Source organism: Stutzerimonas kunmingensis, assembly GCF_032106285.1.
Lineage (GTDB): Bacteria > Pseudomonadota > Gammaproteobacteria > Pseudomonadales > Pseudomonadaceae > Stutzerimonas > Stutzerimonas kunmingensis_B.
This window is the reverse complement of the sequence record NZ_DAMCPO010000001.1, coordinates 35634-54204: the sequence shown is the minus strand read 5'-3', so window position 1 is coordinate 54204 and position 18571 is coordinate 35634. Positions and strand designations below refer to the sequence as shown.

Sequence of the window (18571 nt, the reverse complement as noted above, 5' to 3'; positions counted from 1 at the left end):
CAGGTCTCAGGTACGAAAACGGCCGACCAGCTCCGCCAGGGTTTTCGATAGCCCAGACAGCTGCTGGCTGGCGAGCATGCTTTGCGAGGAGCAGGTAGCCGCCTCGTTGGACAGGTCACGGATATCGGTGATGTTGCGCGCGATTTCCTCGGTGACGCTGCTCTGCTCCTCGCACGCCGTGGCGATCTGGGCGGCCATGTCATTGATCCGCTGCACCGACACGGACGTTTCCGCCAGCACCTGATCGACGCCGGATGCCCGCTCGACGCTGTCTCGCGCCTTGTCGCTGCCGTTCTGCATGGCCTGCACGGCCTTGTCGACGCCGCTCTGCAAGCGCTCGATGCGAGCCTGGATATCCTCGGTCGAATCCTGCGTGCGCGCGGCCAGTGCCCTTACCTCGTCGGCCACCACGGCGAAACCGCGGCCCTGCTCACCGGCGCGCGCGGCCTCGATGGCGGCGTTGAGCGCGAGCAGATTGGTCTGCTCAGCGATGCCGCGAATCACTTCCAGCACCGCGCCGATGCTGGCGGTTTCCTCGGCAAGCGCACCGATGGCCTGCGATGCGCCTTCGACCTCCCCGGCCAGCTGGCGGATCGACTGGATGGTACTGCTGACGACCGACGCACCCTGGCGTGACTGGGTTTCCGCCGCACGCGCGGCGTCCGACGCGTTCTGCGCATTGAGCGCGACTTCATGCACCGCCGCGCTCATCTCGGTCGCGGCAGTGGTCACCTGATCGACCGCGGCGTGTTCGCTGCTGATCAGCTGATCGTTGGTTTCAGCCATTGCCGCCATGCCGCGCGCGGCGGTCTCGACCTCAGCGGTAACCCGTCCGACCTCGGCAATCAGCGGCTGCAGTTTGTCGAGAAAACGGTTGAAGGCGTTGCCGAGCTGGCCCAGCTCGTCAGCCGAATGCACCTCCAGGCGGGCGCGCAGGTCGCCATCGCCATCGGCGATCTGCTTCAGGCGATCGAGCAGTCGGCGCATCGGATGCAACACCACCATCGGCAAACCCAGTATCAACAGCACGCAGCCCAGCAGGCCGATGATCAGCACCGCGGTCTGCTGCCTGGATGTGGCGGCGCCTTCGGCAATCGCCGCCGCGCCTTCGGCCTCGGCGGCTGCGCCTTCGAGTTCGCCGAGCTTGTCGATAGCATCGCGCATGGCATCGAAGCGCGCCTCGCTGTCACCAAAGCTCAGCGCGCTGGCGGCCTGAGGATCGAGATCGACCTGCTCGATGACCCGCTGCGATACCGCGGACCACTGCTGAAAGCCGCTATTGAACCGCTCGACCAGCGCCAGCGCCTCGGCGCCCGGCTGCATGGCTGCGTACTTCTGCACGCGGTCGTAGGCTTGCTTGAGGTTTTCCGCATGGCTGGCCTTGAGTGCCTGCACATGGTCGCCAGCATCGCTGTCGAGCAGGCTACGCTCGGCGACGAAGGCCTGATACAGGTCACGATCGGCATTGAGCAGCAGGCCGATGGCCGGCAGATGGCGCGTGCCCAAGACCTCGCTGGAGTCGGTCACGCGTTCGATGCCACGCATCCCGAAAACGCCCATCAGCACCAGCAACAGCGCCAGCGCCGCAATGGGCAAGGTGATCTTCCAGCGGAATCCGAGATCGGTGAACAGGCGGGGCATGGCGTCGCTCCTCGAGAGGCTTTCCTTGGCTATCGGCTACAACAACTGCGGCAACAGGTCACCGGTCGACAATTGCACAGCCGCGCGCGACTTCCGTTGCGCCACATCAAGAGGAATCGCCGCCTCACCCAGTACTTCCGGATGAAGACCATGGTTGCATGGCGATCTTCGATCCGGCGGCCGATAACGTGGCTGACGGTGACGGCGCCGAACGGGCATGCAGCTCGCGGCCGGGGTGCCGATAACAAAAAATGTAGCCTCTGATCGACGGCTGATCAGTGCGGGAGCGGCCGAGTTTCCCGCTTCCCTTCCTAAAGCGAGTAACGCCCATGATTTCGCTCTCCCGATTCAAGCCAGGCCACACGCAATCCAGCGGCACGGCGAGCCTGCTCTGCTCGGCTCACCAGCTTGCCCAGCAGCTCACCACCCTGCGCTTCAACCCGACCTACATTGCCGGTTTCGTCTCGCCGCACGTGGATCTGGATGAGGTCGCCAGGCAGGTAGCGCAGCGCTTTCCGCAGGCGACGATCAGCCTGTGTACCACCGCGGGCGAGCTGTCCAGCGAGGACCAGCGGCTTTACTGTGCCACCGGCGCGCAGTGGGATCGGGTGGTGTTGCAGCTGTTCGACGCCAGCGTCATCGCCGCCGCCGAGATCGTCCGTGTGCCGCTGGAGTGCGAGGACATCCGCGGCCAGGGTCAGCGGCTGTCGATGGGCGAGCGCATCGCGCGCCTCACGGCGTCGATCAAGCGGGTGCAGGTGTCGATGAAGATCGACTACCGCGACACGCTGGCGAACATCTTCTTCGACGGCCTCTCCGCTTCGGAATCCTTCTTCATGGAGGCGCTGTACGAGTCCGGTCGTTTCCCCTGCCTGTTCGTCGGCGGCTCAGCCGGTGGCAAGCTGGATTTTCAGAAGACCCAGCTGCATGACGGCAAACGCAGCTACCAGAACCACGCGCTGATCGTCTTTCTCAAGTGCGCGCGGGACGTACGCTTCGGCGTGTTCAAGAGCCAGAACTTCGAGCCGACGCCACTTAGCCTGAACGTACTCAGCGCTTCCCTGGAAGACCGCTACATCAGCCAGGTGGTCGACGCTCGCGGCAACATCCGCACCATGGTCCAAGCGCTGTGCGAGGCGCTCAAATGCGCGCCGCAGGAGCTGGAGCAGCGGCTCTCGGACTACTCCTTCGCCATTCGCGTCGGCGAGGAAGTGTTCGTCCGCTCGATCTCGCAGATCGACTTCGCCAACGAGCGCGTGCACCTGTTCTGCGACGTCGCCCCCGGCGAAGAGCTGATCATGGTCAAGCGCACCCCGCTGGCCGAAACCACCCGCCGCGACTATCAGCAGTTCATGCGCAACAAGCCCGGCAAGCCGCTGGTGGGCATCCTCAACGACTGCATCCTGCGCCGACTGAACAACGAGCAGGCACTGGGCGGCATGGACCCGGTGTTCGATGACGTGCCAGTGGCCGGTTACTCGACCTTCGGCGAGATCCTCGGCCTCAACCTCAACCAGACCCTCACCGCGGTGTTCTTCTTCCGCACCAACGGCAAGGACGAGTTCCACGACGAGTACACCGACAACTTCATCGCCTACCACGGCGAATTCAAGGCGTTCTTCCTGCGCCGGCAGATCAAGAAGCTGACCGGTCTGAGCCAGGTGGTGGTCAAGCAGATCGAGCAGTTCAAGCGCCAGGACTACAGCAGCGCGGTGGACATCAATGGCCTCGACGAACACATCCGCCCAGTGTTCCGCGGCCTGGCCGACCTTGGCCAGGTCCTGTCCCAGGCCGACCATGAGCGGCAGTCCATGTCCGAACAGCTGAGCCAGTGCGCCAACGAACTGCACGGCTCGATGGACGACCTGACGCTGAACATCAACCAACAGGGCACCGTCATCGAACAGGCCGGCAGCTCGGTCAAGCAGATGGTCCACCAGGCCGACGAGGTGGTCAGCAGCGCCCGCGACCTGGCGCAGTCCAGTCAGCGCATCCAGTCGGTGGTGCAGACCATCCAGCAGATCGCCGGGCAGACCAACCTACTGGCGCTCAATGCGGCGATCGAGGCGGCGCGCGCCGGCGACATGGGCCGTGGCTTTGCGGTGGTGGCGGATGAGGTGCGCAAGCTGGCCGAGATCACCGGCAAGAACGCGGAGGAAATCGGCACCGACATCGACCGCCTGGCCAGCGAGATTCGCGCGGTGGCGCAACACATCGAGACGCAATCGGCCGGTGTCGGCTCGCTGACCGGGCTGCTCGATGCACTGGAGAACTCGAGCAACCTCACCGCTGGCACCTCACGCCAGACCAAGGGCGTCGCCGACCGGCTGATCGGCCTGACCGCGCGCTAAGGCTGTTCGCCGATGGCCAGGGTCTGTTGACGTTTTGTCGCGAGCCGCGAACGAAACGTCAACAGACCCTAACGCGTCAGGCGCGCGCGAACCTCGGCGTAGGGATAAGCCTCCAGCGAGGCGAAACCGGGGATCTGGCGCGCCTTGAGCTTGGTGAACACCGGCACGCTGATGCCGCAGAGAAAGCGCGTCAGGCACTCGGCGCTGGGCGCACCGCCCTTCAGCTGCGCGAAGCGTTGACTGAATTCGGCGCAGCGGGCGGCCAGGTCAATCTGTTCCAGCGGCGCCATTGCCGGCGGTTCCGGCAGTTTCGCGACCTGTCCGTTGCAGACAGAACAATGCCCGCAGTGCTGCGGCGCCTGCACGTCACCGAAATACCCGGCCAAGCGCTGGCTCAGGCATTCACTGGATTCGAACAGCGCCAGCATGTTGTCGATGCGGGTGATCTCGCTCGCTTCGTGCTGTTTGAAGTATTCATGCAGTTCGATGCTCAAGCCCTCTGCGTCGAAGTCTGGATCGAGCAGCGCATAGACGTCTGTCATCTGCTTGCTCTCCAGCTCGATCCAGCCCTTTTCCTGGAAGTACTCCAGGGCCTTTACCACCCGTCCACGGTCCGCCCCGTGCTGCTGGTAGAGCGCATCGAAATCCAGCGTGCACCAGGTCCTTGCCCGCGCCGAGCTATGCACGATGGCCTCGACGAACTGCCGCCGCTCGCCTTCAAATTTCGCCACCAGCACCTCGGGTTCGAGCAGGTACTTGAAGCGGTACTCAGCGAAATAGGCGAAGCGTGGCGCGATGATGCCGCGCAGCTCCAGCTGCACCAGCAGGGTTTTCAGCGGCAGCTGGCGGATGTTGCTCTGGTCCGATAGCTGGTTGAGCATCAGCTCCCACTGTCCGCTGCCCTTTTGATCAGGAGCAGCCGCCTGTAGCAGCTCGTCGAGTACGCAGCGGATCCCGTCAAGCTCCGGTGTGTCGCCATAGACGAAGTTCTGCAGCACGCTGAGGCTGTCCCGGTTGGCCAGCACCAGGCAATCCGAAGCGTTACCGTCGCGCCCTGCCCGACCGATTTCCTGACTGTAATTTTCCACCGACTTGGGCAGGTCGTAGTGCACTACGTTGCGGATGTCCGCCTTGTCGATGCCCATACCAAAGGCAATGGTGGCGACGATGCAGTTCAGCTCGCCGGCCATGAAGCGGCGCTGGATCGACTCACGCAACTCGTGGGCCATGCCGGCGTGGTAGGCGCTGGCCGGGAAACCGCGCTGCGCCAGATGCTCGGCAACCTGCTCGGCTGTTTTCTGCTGGGTGACATAGACGATGGTAGGTTGGCCGCCCTTGTCTGCCAGCCACTCCACCAGCCGCCGCTGCTTGTTGAAGCCGCTGACTGGCTCCACCAGCAGATTGAGGTTGGGCCGGTAGAAACCGGTGGTGACCACGTCGTCCGCGGCAATCGAGAATTTGGCCTGCATGTCGGCGATCACCGGCGGCGTCGCCGTGGCGGTGAGCAGCAGCACCTGGGGAATGTTGAACTGGCGCTGGTAGTCGGGAAGCTTGAGATAATCCGGGCGGAAGTTGTGGCCCCATTCGGAGATGCAGTGCGCCTCATCGACGACCAGCAACGAGATCGTCACCTGGCTGATGAAGTTGCGGAAGCGTTCGTTCTTCAGCCGCTCCACCGAAATCATCAGGATCTTCAGTTCACCGGACTTGGCGCGGGCCATGGTTTCGCTGGCCTGCTCGCGGCTCTGCGCCGAGTCGATGCTGGCTGCGGCGATGCCGTGCCGGTGCAGGAACGCCAGCTGGTCCTGCATCAGCGCCAACAGCGGCGAAACGACCAAGGTGAGATGAGGCAATAGCAGCGCCGGCACCTGATAACACAAGGACTTGCCCGACCCGGTGGGAAAGATCGCGGCCGCCGAGCGCCCGGCCACCACGGCGCGAATGGCCTGATCCTGGCCGGGACGAAAGCCGTCGTAGCCGAAAGTCTGCCTGAGGGTCTGTTCGATCATGCTGAGTCACTCCTTTGACTGGAGGCCGGAGGGTAGCAAACGGAGGGAGACGGTACTGCAAAGCGGCTGACATGTGCGGCCGGTCGTCGGAGCGCGTGGCCATCAACCCAGCGATGGCCCTGGGCGGGCCGGATGGGACTTTGAGGTGGACAAAGTTGGCGGCCAGCGGGCCCAGGCGGAAGGACGCATTGCGCGCCCTTCGCCAGAAGACTCAGAAGCGGTCGCGAATCACCACCTCGTCGAACGGCAACTTGCCGATCCGCGGCTTCGGCTCAGCAGCGCGCTTGCCCACCGCGACCATCAGCGCGATGACATGGTTGTCCGGCAGGTTGATCAGCTTGCCGACCGCGTCGAAATCGAAGCCATCCATCGGGCAGGAATCCAGGCCCTTGGCCCGTGCCGCGAGCATCAGCGTCTGTGCCATCAGGCCGCAACTGCGCATGGCTTCGTCACGCTGGACCTGCGGCTTGTCGCGGTAGTAGGCATCGATGGCGCCGGCCATAAAGTTCTGCACCTCGCCTGGCGCACCATCCCAGACCCGGCGGACATTCTTTTCCCAGCTGTCGACCTGCGCGCAGATCACCACCAGCATCGAGGCATCGGTCATCTGCGCCTGGTTCCAGCCCACCTCGCGGATCTGCGCCCGCAGCGCAGGGTCGCTTACCTCGACGAAGCGCACGTGCTGCAGGTTGAAGGCAGAGGGTGCCAGCAGTGCCAGTTGCAGCAGCTCGTCCTTCTCCTCCCGGCTGAGCTGGAAGCTCGGGTCGTAGACTTTGACGGCGCGACGGGTGCGGATGGCTTCTACGGTATTCATGACGCTTCCTCGTGATCAACAGTGGCGCCATGCTAAGGGCGCCGACCAATCGAATCCATGCGCCTTGACCGATAAGAATCATCGACGCCTTTGATCCGAATCACCACCCGGCACAAACGAAAAAGCCGCCCCGAGGCGGCTTTTCGATAACGCAGCAGACAGCTTAGAGCTGCGGGCCGGCGTTGCGGATGGCGTCGGAGACATCGAACTTCTTAAAGTTCTCGACGAACTTGGCTGCCAGTTCCTTTGCGGCCTGGTCGTAGGCGCTCTTGTCAGCCCAGGTGTTGCGCGGGTTCAGCAGCTGGGTATCGACGCCGGCGACGGCCTTCGGCACGTCCAGATTGATGATCGGCAGGTGCTCGGTCTCGGCACCGATCAGCGCACCGCTCTGGATTGCAGCGATCACCGCACGGGTGGTCGGGATGTTGAAGCGCTTGCCGACGCCGTAGCCACCACCGGTCCAGCCGGTGTTGACCAGGTAGACCTTGGAGCCAAAGCCGTTGATACGCTTGATCAGCAACTCGGCGTACTCGCCAGCCGGACGCGGGAAGAACGGCGCGCCGAAGCAGGTGGAGAAGGTCGACTTGATGCCGCTGCCCGAACCCATTTCGGTGGAACCGACCAGCGCGGTGTAGCCGGACAGGAAGTGGTAGGCAGCCTGCTCGTTGTTCAGGATCGACACGGGCGGCAGTACGCCGGTCAGGTCGCAGGTCAGGAAGATCACCGCGTTCGGCTCACCGCCGAGGTTCTTCTCGGAGCGCTTCTCGACATGCTGCAGCGGGTACGCGGCGCGGCTGTTCTGGGTCAGGCTGGCGTCGGCGTAGTCGGGCAGACGGGTGCGCTCGTCGAGCACCACGTTCTCCAGCACGGCGCCGAACTTAATAGCCTTCCAGATCACCGGCTCGTTCTTCTCGGACAGGTCGATGCACTTGGCGTAGCAGCCACCCTCGATGTTGAACACGCGGCCAACGCCCCAGCCGTGCTCGTCATCGCCGATCAGGTAGCGGCTCTCGTCGGCCGACAGGGTGGTCTTGCCGGTGCCGGACAGACCGAAGAACAGGGTGGTGTCGCCGTCTTCGCCGATGTTGGCGGCACAGTGCATCGGCAGCACGTCGACGTCCGGCAGCAGGAAGTTCTGCACGGAGAACATGGCTTTCTTCATTTCACCGGCGTACTGCATGCCGGCGATCAGCACCTTCTTCTCGGCGAAGTTGATGATCACGCAACCATCGGAATTGGTGCCGTCACGCTCGGGTACGCACTGGAAGAACGGTGCGTTGAGGATGCGCCACTCGCTCAGGCTGGCCTGGTTGAACTGTTCCGGGGTGATGAACAGGCAACGGCCGAACAGGTTGTGCCAGGCGGTCTCGGTGGTCATCTTGACCGGCAGGTAGTGCTCGGGATCGGCACCGACATGGACGTAGGAGACGAAGCTGTCGCGCTCGGCGAGGTAGGCTTCGACGCGGTTCCACAGTGCTTCGAAGTTGCCGGCCGGGAACGGACGGTTGATCGGGCCCCAGGCGATCTTGTGCTGGGTGCTCGGCTCTTCGACGATGAAGCGGTCAGCCGGAGAACGACCCGTGCGGTGCCCGGTCTTCACCACCAGAGAGCCATTGGCGGACAGTTCGCCCTCTCCGCGCTTGACGGCTTCTTCAATCAGTTGAGCGGTGCTGATGTCGGTGTACACGGCGTTGGTGGCTTGCGTCATGAGTGTTCCCGTCGGCCTTGGGCCGATTCCTCCATGCTGTTGTAGCCCGCCGAGCGACGAACTACATCGAAAAAAGTGCGCGCGATTATGCCAGATAATGCGCCGCGCTGGGTATGAGGCCGTGATGGCCAAATAGTTCACTGGCTGGCTGCAGGTCCATCCCTGTCTCATTCCTTAGCGTACTGGCGCTCCGCGGATGGCTGCCGAGCGCCAGGCGCCGCTCAATGACGGGTGCCCGAGGGCGCGTCGCTGCCGCCACCGGCGAAAAGCTGGGCCACGTCCGCGGCGTCATAGGTGTACTTCTCGTTGCAGAACTGGCAATCGATGCTCACCGCACCGCCCTGCTCGACCACCAGTTGCTGGGCGTCGTCCTCGCCCAGGCTGATCAGCGCACGGGCCGAGCGCTCCCGCGAGCAGCTGCAGCGAAAGCGGATCGGCAGCGCGTCGAACAGGCGCAGCTGCTCCTGATGGTAGAGCCGGTGCAACAGCGTCTCGGCATCCAGTCCGAGCAGTTCCTCGGCCGTCAGGGTGTCGGCCAGGGTGCGCAGGTGCTCCCAGCTGGCGTCACGCTCGTCGGCATCCTTGATTCGATCGGCCGGCAGCTGCTGCAACAGCAGGCCGCAGGCCCGGCGGCTGTCGGCATTGAGCCAGAAGCGCGTCGGCAGCTGCTCGGACGCAGCGAAATAGTTGGTCAGGCATTCCGCCAGGTTGACCCCGTCCAGGCCGACGATGCCCTGGTAGCGCTGGCCGTTGGCCGGGTCGACGGTGATCGCCAGCATGCCCTCGGGCATCAACTCGGCCAGCGTTGCGCCCGTCTCGATCTGCTCGGCGTGGTAGCGCGCGATGCCGCGCACCTCCCGGGCACTGGAGCACTCGACCATCAGCAGCGGGACGGCTCCGCTGGAACGCGCCTGGAGAATCAGCAGCCCGTCGAACTTGAGCGTGCCGACCAGCAGCGCGGCAGCGGCGAGCAGCTCGCCAAGCAGCTGGGCGACGGGCTCGGGGTAGGTGTGCTTGGCCAGCACGTGCTGGAAGCTTTCGTCCAGCGTGGCGATTTCGCCGCGAACGTCGGAATCGTCAAAGATAAAGCGCTGAGTTTGGTCGGACATGCCGGGGCTCGCTGGAACGGCGGAGGAAGCCGGCGATTTTAGGCGCAAAGCCCGCCCGGACCAAGGGCGGCTGCCGGACGGCCTCGTGAGTGATGCAGCTCGCCAGCGTTGCGAAGATCAGTCCGGTTTGTAGTCGCGCAGGTACTGGATCTGCCGGCGCTGCTTCTTGCTCGGCCGCCCATCGGTCTGCAGCCCCAGTGCGCCGGCCTTGCGCTGCGCCGCCGCTTCCTCGCGCGCGGCCAGGCTTTGCGGCGTTTCCTCATAGAGTGTTTGCGCCTCGGGCGCTCCGCGGCGCACCGCCGACAAAGCGCGGACGACCACCGTGCGCTCGTCGAAACCGATGCGGATCAGCAGCTCGTCGCCCACCTTAGGTTCCTTGCTCGGCTTGCAACGCTCGCCACGACAGTGCACCTTGCCACCCTCGATGGCCGCCTTGGCCAGCGCACGGGTCTTGAAGAAGCGCGCAGCCCACAGCCACTTGTCCAGGCGCACCTTGTCGTCGTCTTTTTCGGCCATCGTCCAGCTCTATCCTCTACACGTCGTTCTAGGGTGTTACAGACGGATGCAGTTGTCATGCACCCCGACTAGAATGCCGGCAAATTCTTCGGACGCTCCCATTGAAGAGACTCGACCCCCATACCGTGATCGGTCTGCGTGAGTGGATCGCCCTGCCGGATCTCGGCGTGGTGGGACTGCGCGCGAAGGTCGATACCGGGGCCAGCACATCGGCGCTGCATGCTACCGAGATCAGCGAGTTCGAACGCGACGGTCAGCGCTGGGTCCGATTCACCGCCCACCTGGGCACGCTGGTACAGCGCCGCCACCGCTGCGAGGCACCGCTGGTCACGCGCAAGCTGATCAAGAGCTCCAACGGGCAGGTGCAGACGCGCTACGTGGTGCGAACATTGCTTGCACTCGGCAGTCATGTCTGGCCGGTGGAGTTCACCCTGACCTGCCGCAAGACCATGCGTTATCGCCTGCTGCTCGGTTCAAAAGCGCTGATCGAAGGGCAATGGCTGATCGATCCGTCGCGAACCTATATCCAAGACAAACCCCAGATCCTCACTTCCTCCGGTGCTCCATGAAAATCGCCGTGCTGTCGCGCAATCCGCGCCTGTATTCCACCCGACGCCTGGTCGAAGCCGGCCAGCAGCGGGGCCATGAGGTGGTGGTGATCGATACGCTACGCGCGTACATGAACATTGCCAGCCACAAGCCGCAGATCCATTACCGCGGCAAGCCGCTGGACGGCTTCGACGCGGTGATCCCGCGCATCGGCGCCTCGGTGACCTTCTATGGCTGTGCGGTGCTGCGCCAGTTCGAGATGCAGGGCGTGTTCCCGCTCAACGAATCGGTCGCCATCGCCCGCTCGCGGGACAAGCTGCGTGCGCTGCAACTGCTGTCGCGCCGCGGCGTCGGCCTGCCCGTGACCGGCTTCGCCCACTCGCCGGACGACATTCCCGATCTGATCCAGATGGTCAACGGCGCCCCCCTGGTGATCAAGGTACTGGAAGGGACCCAGGGCATCGGCGTGGTGCTCTGCGAAACCGAGAAGGCGGCCGAATCGGTGATCGAGGCCTTCATGGGTCTCAAGCAGGACATCATGGTGCAGGAGTACATCAAGGAAGCCGGCGGCGCCGACATCCGCTGCTTCGTGGTCGGCGACAAGGTCATCGCGGCGATGAAGCGCCAGGCCAAGCCCGGCGAGTTCCGCTCCAACCTGCACCGTGGCGGCTCCGCCAGCCTGATCAAGATCACCCCGGAAGAACGCATGACCGCCATCCGTGCGGCCAAGGTGATGGGCCTGAACGTCGCCGGCGTCGACATCCTGCGCTCAAACCATGGCCCGCTGGTGATGGAGGTCAACTCCTCGCCGGGCCTGGCCGGCATCGAAGAGACCACCGGCAAGGACGTCGCCGGGCTGATCATCCAGTACCTGGAGAAGAACGGCGGGCCGCACCTGACCCGCACCAAAGGCAAGGGCTGATTCCGCCTCGTGGCGAACCGGCTACTCGGCCGGTTTGCCCTGCACCGCATCGCGCGGCAGCAACAATCCCAGCGGCAGGCTGACGCGCGCCTCCAAACCACCGCCCTCACGGTTGCGCAACTCGACGATGCCGCCGTGCTGAGAAGCGATGCGTTTGACGATCGCCAGACCCAGCCCGGCGCCCTGCCCGCCACGGGCGCGATCACCGCGGATGAACGGATTGAAGATGCATTCCAGCTCGGCGGGATCAATGCCCGGGCCGCGGTCGAGCACGCTCAGCACCACGTAGGGCGCGTGCTGGTCGCCCGACACGTAGGCCGCCACCTCCACCCCGCCGCCGCCGTAGCGCAAGGCGTTCTCGATGAGGTTGACCAGCAGCCGCTTGACCGATACCCGACGCAGGGCAAACGGCGGCATCGGCTCGACGCACAGCCGCACGATCTCCTGCTGCTGATTGTAGGGTGCCACCACTTCGCGGATCAGCTCACCGAGGTCGGTGGTTTCCACCGGTTCATCGCTGCCGTCGCGGACAAAGGCGAGGAACTGATCGAGGATCGCATTCATGTCCTCGACATCACGAATCATGTCGTCGGTCAGCTCGTCATCGCTGCTCATCAGCTCCAGCGACAGGCGCAGGCGCGTCAATGGCGTGCGCAGATCGTGGGAAACCCCGGCCAGCATCAGTTCGCGCTCCCGGCCAGCCTGCTCGACGTCCTCGGCCATCTGGTTGAAGGCGCGATACACCTCGGTCATCTCGCTCGGCGTATCGCTGATCGGCAGGCGCACGCGCCGGCCCTTGCCGATCTGCCGTGCAGCGAAGACCAGCCGCTTGAGCGGCAGATTGAGCTGGCTGACGAAGATCCACGCCGCACCGGTGGACAGCAGGCCGATACCGAGGAACCAGCCGAGCACGCTCCAGATGCGCTGGCCACGCAGCGGATAGGCGTACAGCGGCACCTGCACCCAGTCCGGCCCCAACGCGGGCGCGCGCACCCAGATCGCCGTGGACGGCTGGATACGCACGCGCACCTCGGTATCGTCGCCCAGCTCGTCGCGCATCTGCCGCTGGAAGATCTCGGTGTAGGGCCAGTGGTATTCGCTGCGCGGCACGTTCTGCTCGGCCACCAGCTGCAGGCCGGCGGCGCGACCGATACGATCGCGGTCTTCGAGATCGGCGGCCCAGTATGCACGCAGCGTCAGTGCCGCGCCGTGGCTGTACTGGCGGTCAACCAGCACGTCCTCGTTGGTCATCAGATAGACCAGCGTCAGGACCTTGGAGAACAGCACCACGATCAGCACCATCCACAGGGTGCGGGCGAAGAAGCTTTGCGGGAACCAGAGCGGAGTTTTCATGAAGTCCCGGCGGCAGGCCCAGGACGGCAGGCCGCGAGCTTAACGCGCTCGAAGCCTGCAGCAGGCCGCAGCCAACTCACTTGTTGCCGTCCGGCACGAATACGTAACCCACACCCCAGACGGTCTGGATATAGCGCGGCTTGGACGGGTCCGGCTCGATCAGCCGGCGCAGGCGGGATATCTGCACGTCGATGGAGCGCTCCAGTGCATCCCACTCGCGCCCGCGGGCGAGGTTCATCAGCTTGTCGCGGGTCAGCGGCTCGCGTGCGTGCTGGACCAGCGCCTTGAGCACGGCGAACTCACCGGTGGTGAGCATGTGCACCTCGTTGCCCTTCTTCAGCTCACGGGTCGCCAGCGACAGCTCGTACTCGCCGAAGGTGACGGTCTCGTCCTCACTGGCCGGCGCGCCCGGAACCTGCGGCGCCTGCCGACGCAGCACCGCACGAATGCGCGCGAGCAGCTCACGGGGGTTGAAGGGCTTCGCCAGGTAATCATCGGCGCCCTGCTCCAGGCCCTGAATGCGACTGGCCTCGTCGCCCTTGGCGGTGAGCATGATGATCGGAATCTGGTTGTTTCCCTCGCGCAGCCGGCGGCACGCAGACAGACCATCCTCGCCAGGCATCATCAGGTCGAGCACCACCAGCTGGAACAACTCGCGGCTGAGCAAACGATCCATCTGCTCGGTGTTTTCCACGGTACGGACGCGGTAGCCCTGCTCGTCGAGAAAACGCTCGAGCAGACGTCGCAGACGGGCATCGTCATCGACGATGAGGATTTTTTCGCCTTCGCTGGCTGGCGCAGTGCTGCTCATGGAAACTCCCAGATGGTCGACGGCGCATTATTGCGCAGTGTGGATCGGCCCTACTGACAGCCATTGTTAGCAGATTTTTCGTCGAACGGCCGATTCCCGCAGCATTCGACCCAGACCGGCGACCGCTCACCGGCAATCGGTTGAGGCCGGCAGCCGCAGTTCCCCTATAATCGCCGGCTTTCGCGCAGGCCCGGCCTGCATGGTTTGACTGACCCAGGTAGGTTCATGGACAGCATCAATTCCCGTATCGCCAACGAGCTGGGCGTGCGCCCGCAACAGGTCGCCGCCGCCGTGGCGCTGCTCGACGAAGGCTCCACCGTTCCCTTCATCGCCCGCTACCGCAAGGAAGTCACCGGCAGCCTCGACGATACCCAGCTGCGCAACCTGGAAGAGCGCCTGCGTTACCTGCGCGAGCTGGACGAGCGCCGCGTCTCGATCCTCGCCAGCATCGAGGAACAGGGCAAGCTGACCCCCGAACTCAAGCGCGAGATCGACCTCGCCGACACCAAGACCCGCCTCGAAGACCTCTACATGCCCTACAAGCAGAAGCGCCGCACCAAGGGTCAGATCGCCCTCGAAGCCGGTCTCGGCGAGCTGGCCGATGCGCTGTTCGGCAACCCGGACCTTACGCCAGAGCAGCAAGCCGAGCGCTTCATCGACGCCGAGAAGGGCTTCGCCGATGTGAAAGCCGTCCTTGAAGGCGCCAAGTACATCCTCATGGAGCGCTTCGCCGAAGACGCCGACCTGCTGGCCAAGCTGCGCGAGTTCCTCAAGCACAACGCCACCCTCAGCGCCCGTGTAGTGCCGGGCAAGGAAAGCGAAGGCGCCAAGTTCAGCGACTACTTCGAGCATGACGAAGTGCTGAAGAACACCCCTTCGCACCGCGCGCTGGCGATCTTCCGCGGCCGCAACGAAGGCATCCTCAGCGTCAGCCTTAAGGTCGGTGACGAAACGCCCGGCAGCATGCACCCCGGCGAAGGCATGATCGGCGAGCGCTTCGGCATCGCCAACCGCGGCCGCGCCGCCGACAAGTGGCTCGGCGAGGTGGTGCGCTGGACCTGGAAGGTCAAGCTCTACACCCACCTGGAAACCGACTTGCTCGGTGAGCTGCGCGACAAGGCCGAGGACGAAGCCATCTCGGTGTTCGCGCGCAACCTGCACGACCTGCTGCTCTCCGCCCCGGCTGGCCCGCGCGCGACCCTGGCGCTGGACCCGGGCCTGCGCACCGGTTGCAAGGTCGCGGTGGTCGACGCCACCGGCAAGCTGCTGGAAACCGCCACCGTCTACCCGCACGCACCGCGCAACGACTGGGACGGCACCCTGGCGATTCTCGCCAAGCTGTGCGCCAAGCACGCCGTCGACCTGATCGCCATCGGCAACGGCACCGCCAGCCGCGAATCGGACAAGCTGGCCGGCGAGCTGATCAAGAAAGTGCCCGGCCTCAAGCTCACCAAGATCATGGTCAGCGAAGCCGGCGCCTCGGTGTATTCGGCCTCGGAACTGGCGGCCAAGGAATTCCCGGACCTGGACGTCTCCCTGCGCGGCGCCGTGTCCATCGCCCGCCGCCTGCAGGACCCGCTGGCCGAGCTGGTGAAGATCGACCCGAAGTCCATCGGCGTCGGTCAGTACCAGCACGACGTGTCCCAGCTCAAGCTGGCGCGTTCGCTGGACGCGGTGGTCGAGGACTGCGTGAACGCCGTCGGCGTCGACGTGAATACCGCCTCTGCCGCCCTGCTGGCGCGCATCTCCGGCCTCAACTCGACGCTGGCACAGAACATCGTGCAGTTCCGCGATGCCAATGGTGCGTTCAAGTCCCGCAGCGAGCTGAAGAAGGTGCCGCGCCTGGGCGACAAGACCTTCGAACAGGCCGCCGGCTTCCTCCGCGTGATGAACGGCGACAACCCGCTGGACGCCTCCGCCGTGCACCCGGAAACCTATCCGCTGGTCAAACGCATCGCCGCCGATACCAACCGCGACATCCGCTCGCTGATCGGCGACTCGGCGTTTCTCAAGCGCCTGGACCCCAAGCAGTTCACCGACGAGACCTTCGGCTTGCCGACTGTCACCGACATCCTCAGCGAACTGGACAAGCCCGGCCGCGATCCGCGCCCGGAGTTCAAGACCGCCGAGTTCCAGGAAGGCGTCGAGAAGCTCAGCGACCTGGAGCCGGGCATGGTGCTCGAGGGCGTGGTGACCAACGTGACCAACTTCGGCGCCTTCGTCGACATCGGCGTGCATCAGGACGGCCTGGTGCACATCAGCGCGCTGTCGGAGAAGTTCGTCAAGGACCCGTACGAAGTGGTCAAGGCCGGTGACATCGTCAAGGTCAAGGTCATGGAAGTGGACATCCCGCGCCAGCGCGTCGGCCTGTCCATGCGCATGAGCGATACGCCCGGCGCCAAGACCGACGGCCCGCGTGGCGGCGCCGGCAAGCCACGCGGCAACGCGCCGCGCAGCGAGCGCCATGCCAAGGAAGAAAAGCCGGCACCGGCCAATGCCGCCATGGCCGCGCTGTTCGCCAACGCCAAGCAGCTGAGGAAGTAGGCATGAGCATTCAAGTCGAGGCGGTGGGCAGCTCCAGCGCCTTCGGCCGCCTGCTCGGCCTGGAGATTCACCAGGTCGGCAACGGCGAGGCGGTGCTCGGCCTGAGCATGCACGACGGCCTGCGCAACCTGCACGGCAAGCTGCACGGCGGCGCGCTGTTCTCGCTGATCGACACCGCCATGGGTCAGGCCAGCCACAGCCTCGGTGATGGCTCGCCGAACAGCGTCACGCTCGAATGCAAGGTCAACTACATCCGCCCGGTGAGCGAGGGCGAGCTGCGCTGCCGCGCCTGGGTGGTGCACGGCGGCAGGCGGACCCAGGTGCTGGAAGCCGAGGTGCATCAGGGCGACAAGCTGATCGCCAAGGCCCAAGCGACCTTCGCCTGCCTCTAGTGGCCTGTTTGGTAAGTTCGGTTGGTCAATTTCGGCGCCCATGGCCCGGATACTGCGTTGCTGCTCCTTGCCATAACCCCGCTATGACTCGTCGCAGCGCCTTGTCTCGGAGCCATGTTCATCCGAACTTGCCTCAACCAACTCACCGCACAGGCCACCAGCCGTCCGCGGAGTCGGCATGCGTCGACAGCGATCGAAGCAACGCTGCCTCTTGTGAAGCGGCGTTTCCATCCCCATATTGGGCCGACTGTCGCGTGAAGGAATCCACAAGTTGAGCGCTCTTCTCACCCACCGCCTGGCATTGTTGGCCGAGCCGTCCCACCTGCCGCTGCTCAGTCAATGCCTGCACGGGATCGAACGCGAATGCCTGCGCGTCGACGCTCGCGGTCAGCTGGCGATGACCCCGCACCCCGTTGCATTGGGTTCGGCGTTGACCCACCCGCAGATCACCACCGATTATTCGGAGGCGCTGCTGGAGTTCATCACCGGCACCGACAGCGACCCGCAGAACACTCTCGCCGAGCTCGAAGCGATCCACCGCTTCACCTATGCCAAGCTCGGCGAAGAATTCCTCTGGAGCCCGTCGATGCCCTGCCCGCTACCGAGCGAGGCGGACATCCCGATCGCCGAATACGGCAGCTCCAACATCGGCCGGCTCAAGCACGTCTATCGCCAGGGCCTGGCCCTGCGCTACGGCAAGACCATGCAGTGCATCGCCGGCATCCACTACAACTTCTCGCTGCCCGAGGCGCTGTGGCCGGTACTGCAGGCCGATGATGGCGATACCCGCTCGGCCCAGGACTACCGCTCGACGCGTTACATCGGCGTGATCCGCAACTTCCGTCGCTACAGCTGGCTGCTGATGTACCTGTTCGGTGCCTCGCCGGCGCTGGACGCCGGCTTCCTGCGCGGACGTCAGCATCAGCTCGAGACGCTCGACGCTGACACCCTGTACCTGCCGTACGCCACCAGCCTGCGCATGAGCGATCTGGGCTACCAGAACAATGCCCAGGCCGGGTTGACGCCCTGCTACGACGACCTGGCGAGCTACACCGAGAGCCTTTTCCGCGCCGTCTCCACGCCGTATGCCCCCTACGAGGCGATGGGCATCAAGGATGCCGCCGGCAACTGGCAGCAGCTCAACACCAACGTGCTGCAGATCGAAAACGAGTACTACTCGAACATTCGCCCGAAGCGCGTCACCGCCACCGGCGAACGACCGTTGCAGGCGCTGCGCGCGCGCGGCATCCAGTACATCGAAGTGCGCTGCCTGGACATCAACCCCTTCCTGCCGCTGGGGATCGACCGCAACGAAGCGCGCTTCCTCGACGCCTTCCTGCTGTTCTGTGCGCTGGACGACAGCCCCTGCCTGGCCGACGGCGAATGCAGCGCGGCCACCGACAACTTCCTCAGGGTGGTCAAGGAAGGCCGGCGTCCGGGACTCGAGCTGCAGCGTTGTGGCGAGCATGTCATGCTCAGTGACTGGGCCAACCAGTTGCTCGACGAGATCGGCCAGGTTGCCGCCCTCCTCGACCGCAGCCATGCCGACTCCCGGCACGCCGAGGCGCTCGCCGAGCAGCGCGCCAAGGTCGCCGACAGCAGCCTGACGCCGTCCGCCCGCGTACTTGACGAGCTGCGCCGCAGCGGTGAGAGCTTCAGCCAGTTCGCCATGCGCCAGACCCTGGCCCACGCCGACTACTTCCGCAGCCAGGCACCGAGTGCAAGCGAGCTGGATCAGTTCGAATCCGCCGCACATCAGTCGCTGGAGCGCCAGGCGGAGATGGAAGCGACGGACGAGCTGGATTTCGACAGCTTCGTCGTCGAGTACCAGCGCGGTCTTAGTCTCTGAGCA

The 18571-nt window shown here is 64.8% G+C and carries 14 protein-coding genes; 6 read left to right on the top strand and 8 right to left on the bottom strand.

Annotation, left to right across the window (positions count from 1 at the left end; genetic code table 11):
• Positions 1 to 6: 6 nt before the first annotated feature.
• Positions 7 to 1641 (bottom strand): methyl-accepting chemotaxis protein, encoded by a 1635-nt coding sequence (locus RT582_RS00195; RefSeq protein ID WP_313476100.1) that lies wholly within the window; start codon positions 1639 to 1641, stop codon positions 7 to 9.
• A gap of 329 nt (positions 1642 to 1970) precedes the next feature.
• Between RT582_RS00195 and RT582_RS00190 the strand changes: the two genes are divergently transcribed.
• A complete protein-coding gene (locus tag RT582_RS00190; protein WP_313476097.1) occupies positions 1971 to 3992 on the top strand; it encodes an FIST N-terminal domain-containing protein in 2022 nt (673 codons plus the stop codon).
• Between the two features lie 68 nt (positions 3993 to 4060).
• Here RT582_RS00190 and RT582_RS00185 read toward each other — a convergent pair whose 3' ends face one another.
• The 5 genes from RT582_RS00185 to RT582_RS00165 all read right to left on the bottom strand — a co-directional run bounded on the left by RT582_RS00185 (position 4061) and on the right by RT582_RS00165 (position 10148).
• Positions 4061 to 6001, bottom strand: coding sequence for a RecQ family ATP-dependent DNA helicase (locus RT582_RS00185; RefSeq protein WP_313476096.1), 1941 nt, complete (start codon positions 5999 to 6001; stop codon positions 4061 to 4063).
• Positions 6002 to 6212: 211 nt separating this feature from the next.
• Positions 6213 to 6815: a nitroreductase family protein gene (locus RT582_RS00180; protein WP_041015312.1), complete on the bottom strand. Its 603-nt coding sequence runs from the start codon at positions 6813 to 6815 to the stop codon at positions 6213 to 6215.
• A 163-nt stretch (positions 6816 to 6978) separates the two neighbouring features.
• Positions 6979 to 8523: a phosphoenolpyruvate carboxykinase gene (locus tag RT582_RS00175; protein WP_023447049.1), complete on the bottom strand. Its 1545-nt coding sequence runs from the start codon at positions 8521 to 8523 to the stop codon at positions 6979 to 6981.
• Positions 8524 to 8744: 221 nt separating this feature from the next.
• Positions 8745 to 9632: an Hsp33 family molecular chaperone HslO gene (gene hslO / locus RT582_RS00170; RefSeq protein WP_278379295.1), complete on the bottom strand. Its 888-nt coding sequence runs from the start codon at positions 9630 to 9632 to the stop codon at positions 8745 to 8747.
• A 117-nt stretch (positions 9633 to 9749) separates the two neighbouring features.
• Positions 9750 to 10148 carry an RNA-binding S4 domain-containing protein gene (locus RT582_RS00165; RefSeq protein ID WP_014821963.1) on the bottom strand — a complete coding sequence of 133 codons (399 nt, stop codon included), beginning with the start codon at positions 10146 to 10148 and terminating at the stop codon, positions 9750 to 9752.
• Between the two features lie 101 nt (positions 10149 to 10249).
• Between RT582_RS00165 and rimB the strand changes: the two genes are divergently transcribed.
• Entirely contained in the window at positions 10250 to 10717 is a 468-nt protein-coding gene (gene rimB / locus RT582_RS00160; RefSeq protein WP_102833477.1) for a retropepsin-like aspartic endopeptidase RimB, read from the top strand.
• Positions 10714 to 11619, top strand: a complete 906-nt coding sequence (gene rimK / locus RT582_RS00155; protein ID WP_023447046.1) for a 30S ribosomal protein S6--L-glutamate ligase — start codon at positions 10714 to 10716, stop codon at positions 11617 to 11619. The genes rimB and rimK overlap by 4 nt, the downstream gene beginning before the upstream one ends.
• A gap of 21 nt (positions 11620 to 11640) precedes the next feature.
• Here the strand turns inward: rimK and RT582_RS00150 are convergent, their stop codons facing one another.
• A complete protein-coding gene (locus RT582_RS00150; RefSeq protein WP_023447045.1) occupies positions 11641 to 12972 on the bottom strand; it encodes an ATP-binding protein in 1332 nt (443 codons plus the stop codon).
• Between the two features lie 76 nt (positions 12973 to 13048).
• A complete protein-coding gene (ompR, locus tag RT582_RS00145) occupies positions 13049 to 13783 on the bottom strand; it encodes an osmolarity response regulator transcription factor OmpR (protein ID WP_014821967.1) in 735 nt (244 codons plus the stop codon).
• 225 nt (positions 13784 to 14008) lie between these two features.
• On the opposite strand from ompR, the gene RT582_RS00140 reads away from it, so the two are divergent.
• The 3 genes from RT582_RS00140 to gshA all read left to right on the top strand — a co-directional run bounded on the left by RT582_RS00140 (position 14009) and on the right by gshA (position 18568).
• The gene (locus tag RT582_RS00140; protein ID WP_104098224.1) at positions 14009 to 16327 is read left to right on the top strand and encodes a Tex family protein; all 2319 of its coding nucleotides are present in this window, start codon (positions 14009 to 14011) and stop codon (positions 16325 to 16327) included.
• A 2-nt stretch (positions 16328 to 16329) separates the two neighbouring features.
• A complete protein-coding gene (locus RT582_RS00135) occupies positions 16330 to 16719 on the top strand; it encodes a PaaI family thioesterase (RefSeq protein WP_104098223.1) in 390 nt (129 codons plus the stop codon).
• A gap of 271 nt (positions 16720 to 16990) precedes the next feature.
• Positions 16991 to 18568 (top strand): glutamate--cysteine ligase, encoded by a 1578-nt coding sequence (gshA, locus tag RT582_RS00130; RefSeq protein WP_313476094.1) that lies wholly within the window; start codon positions 16991 to 16993, stop codon positions 18566 to 18568.
• The last annotated feature ends 3 nt before the right edge of the window (positions 18569 to 18571 follow it).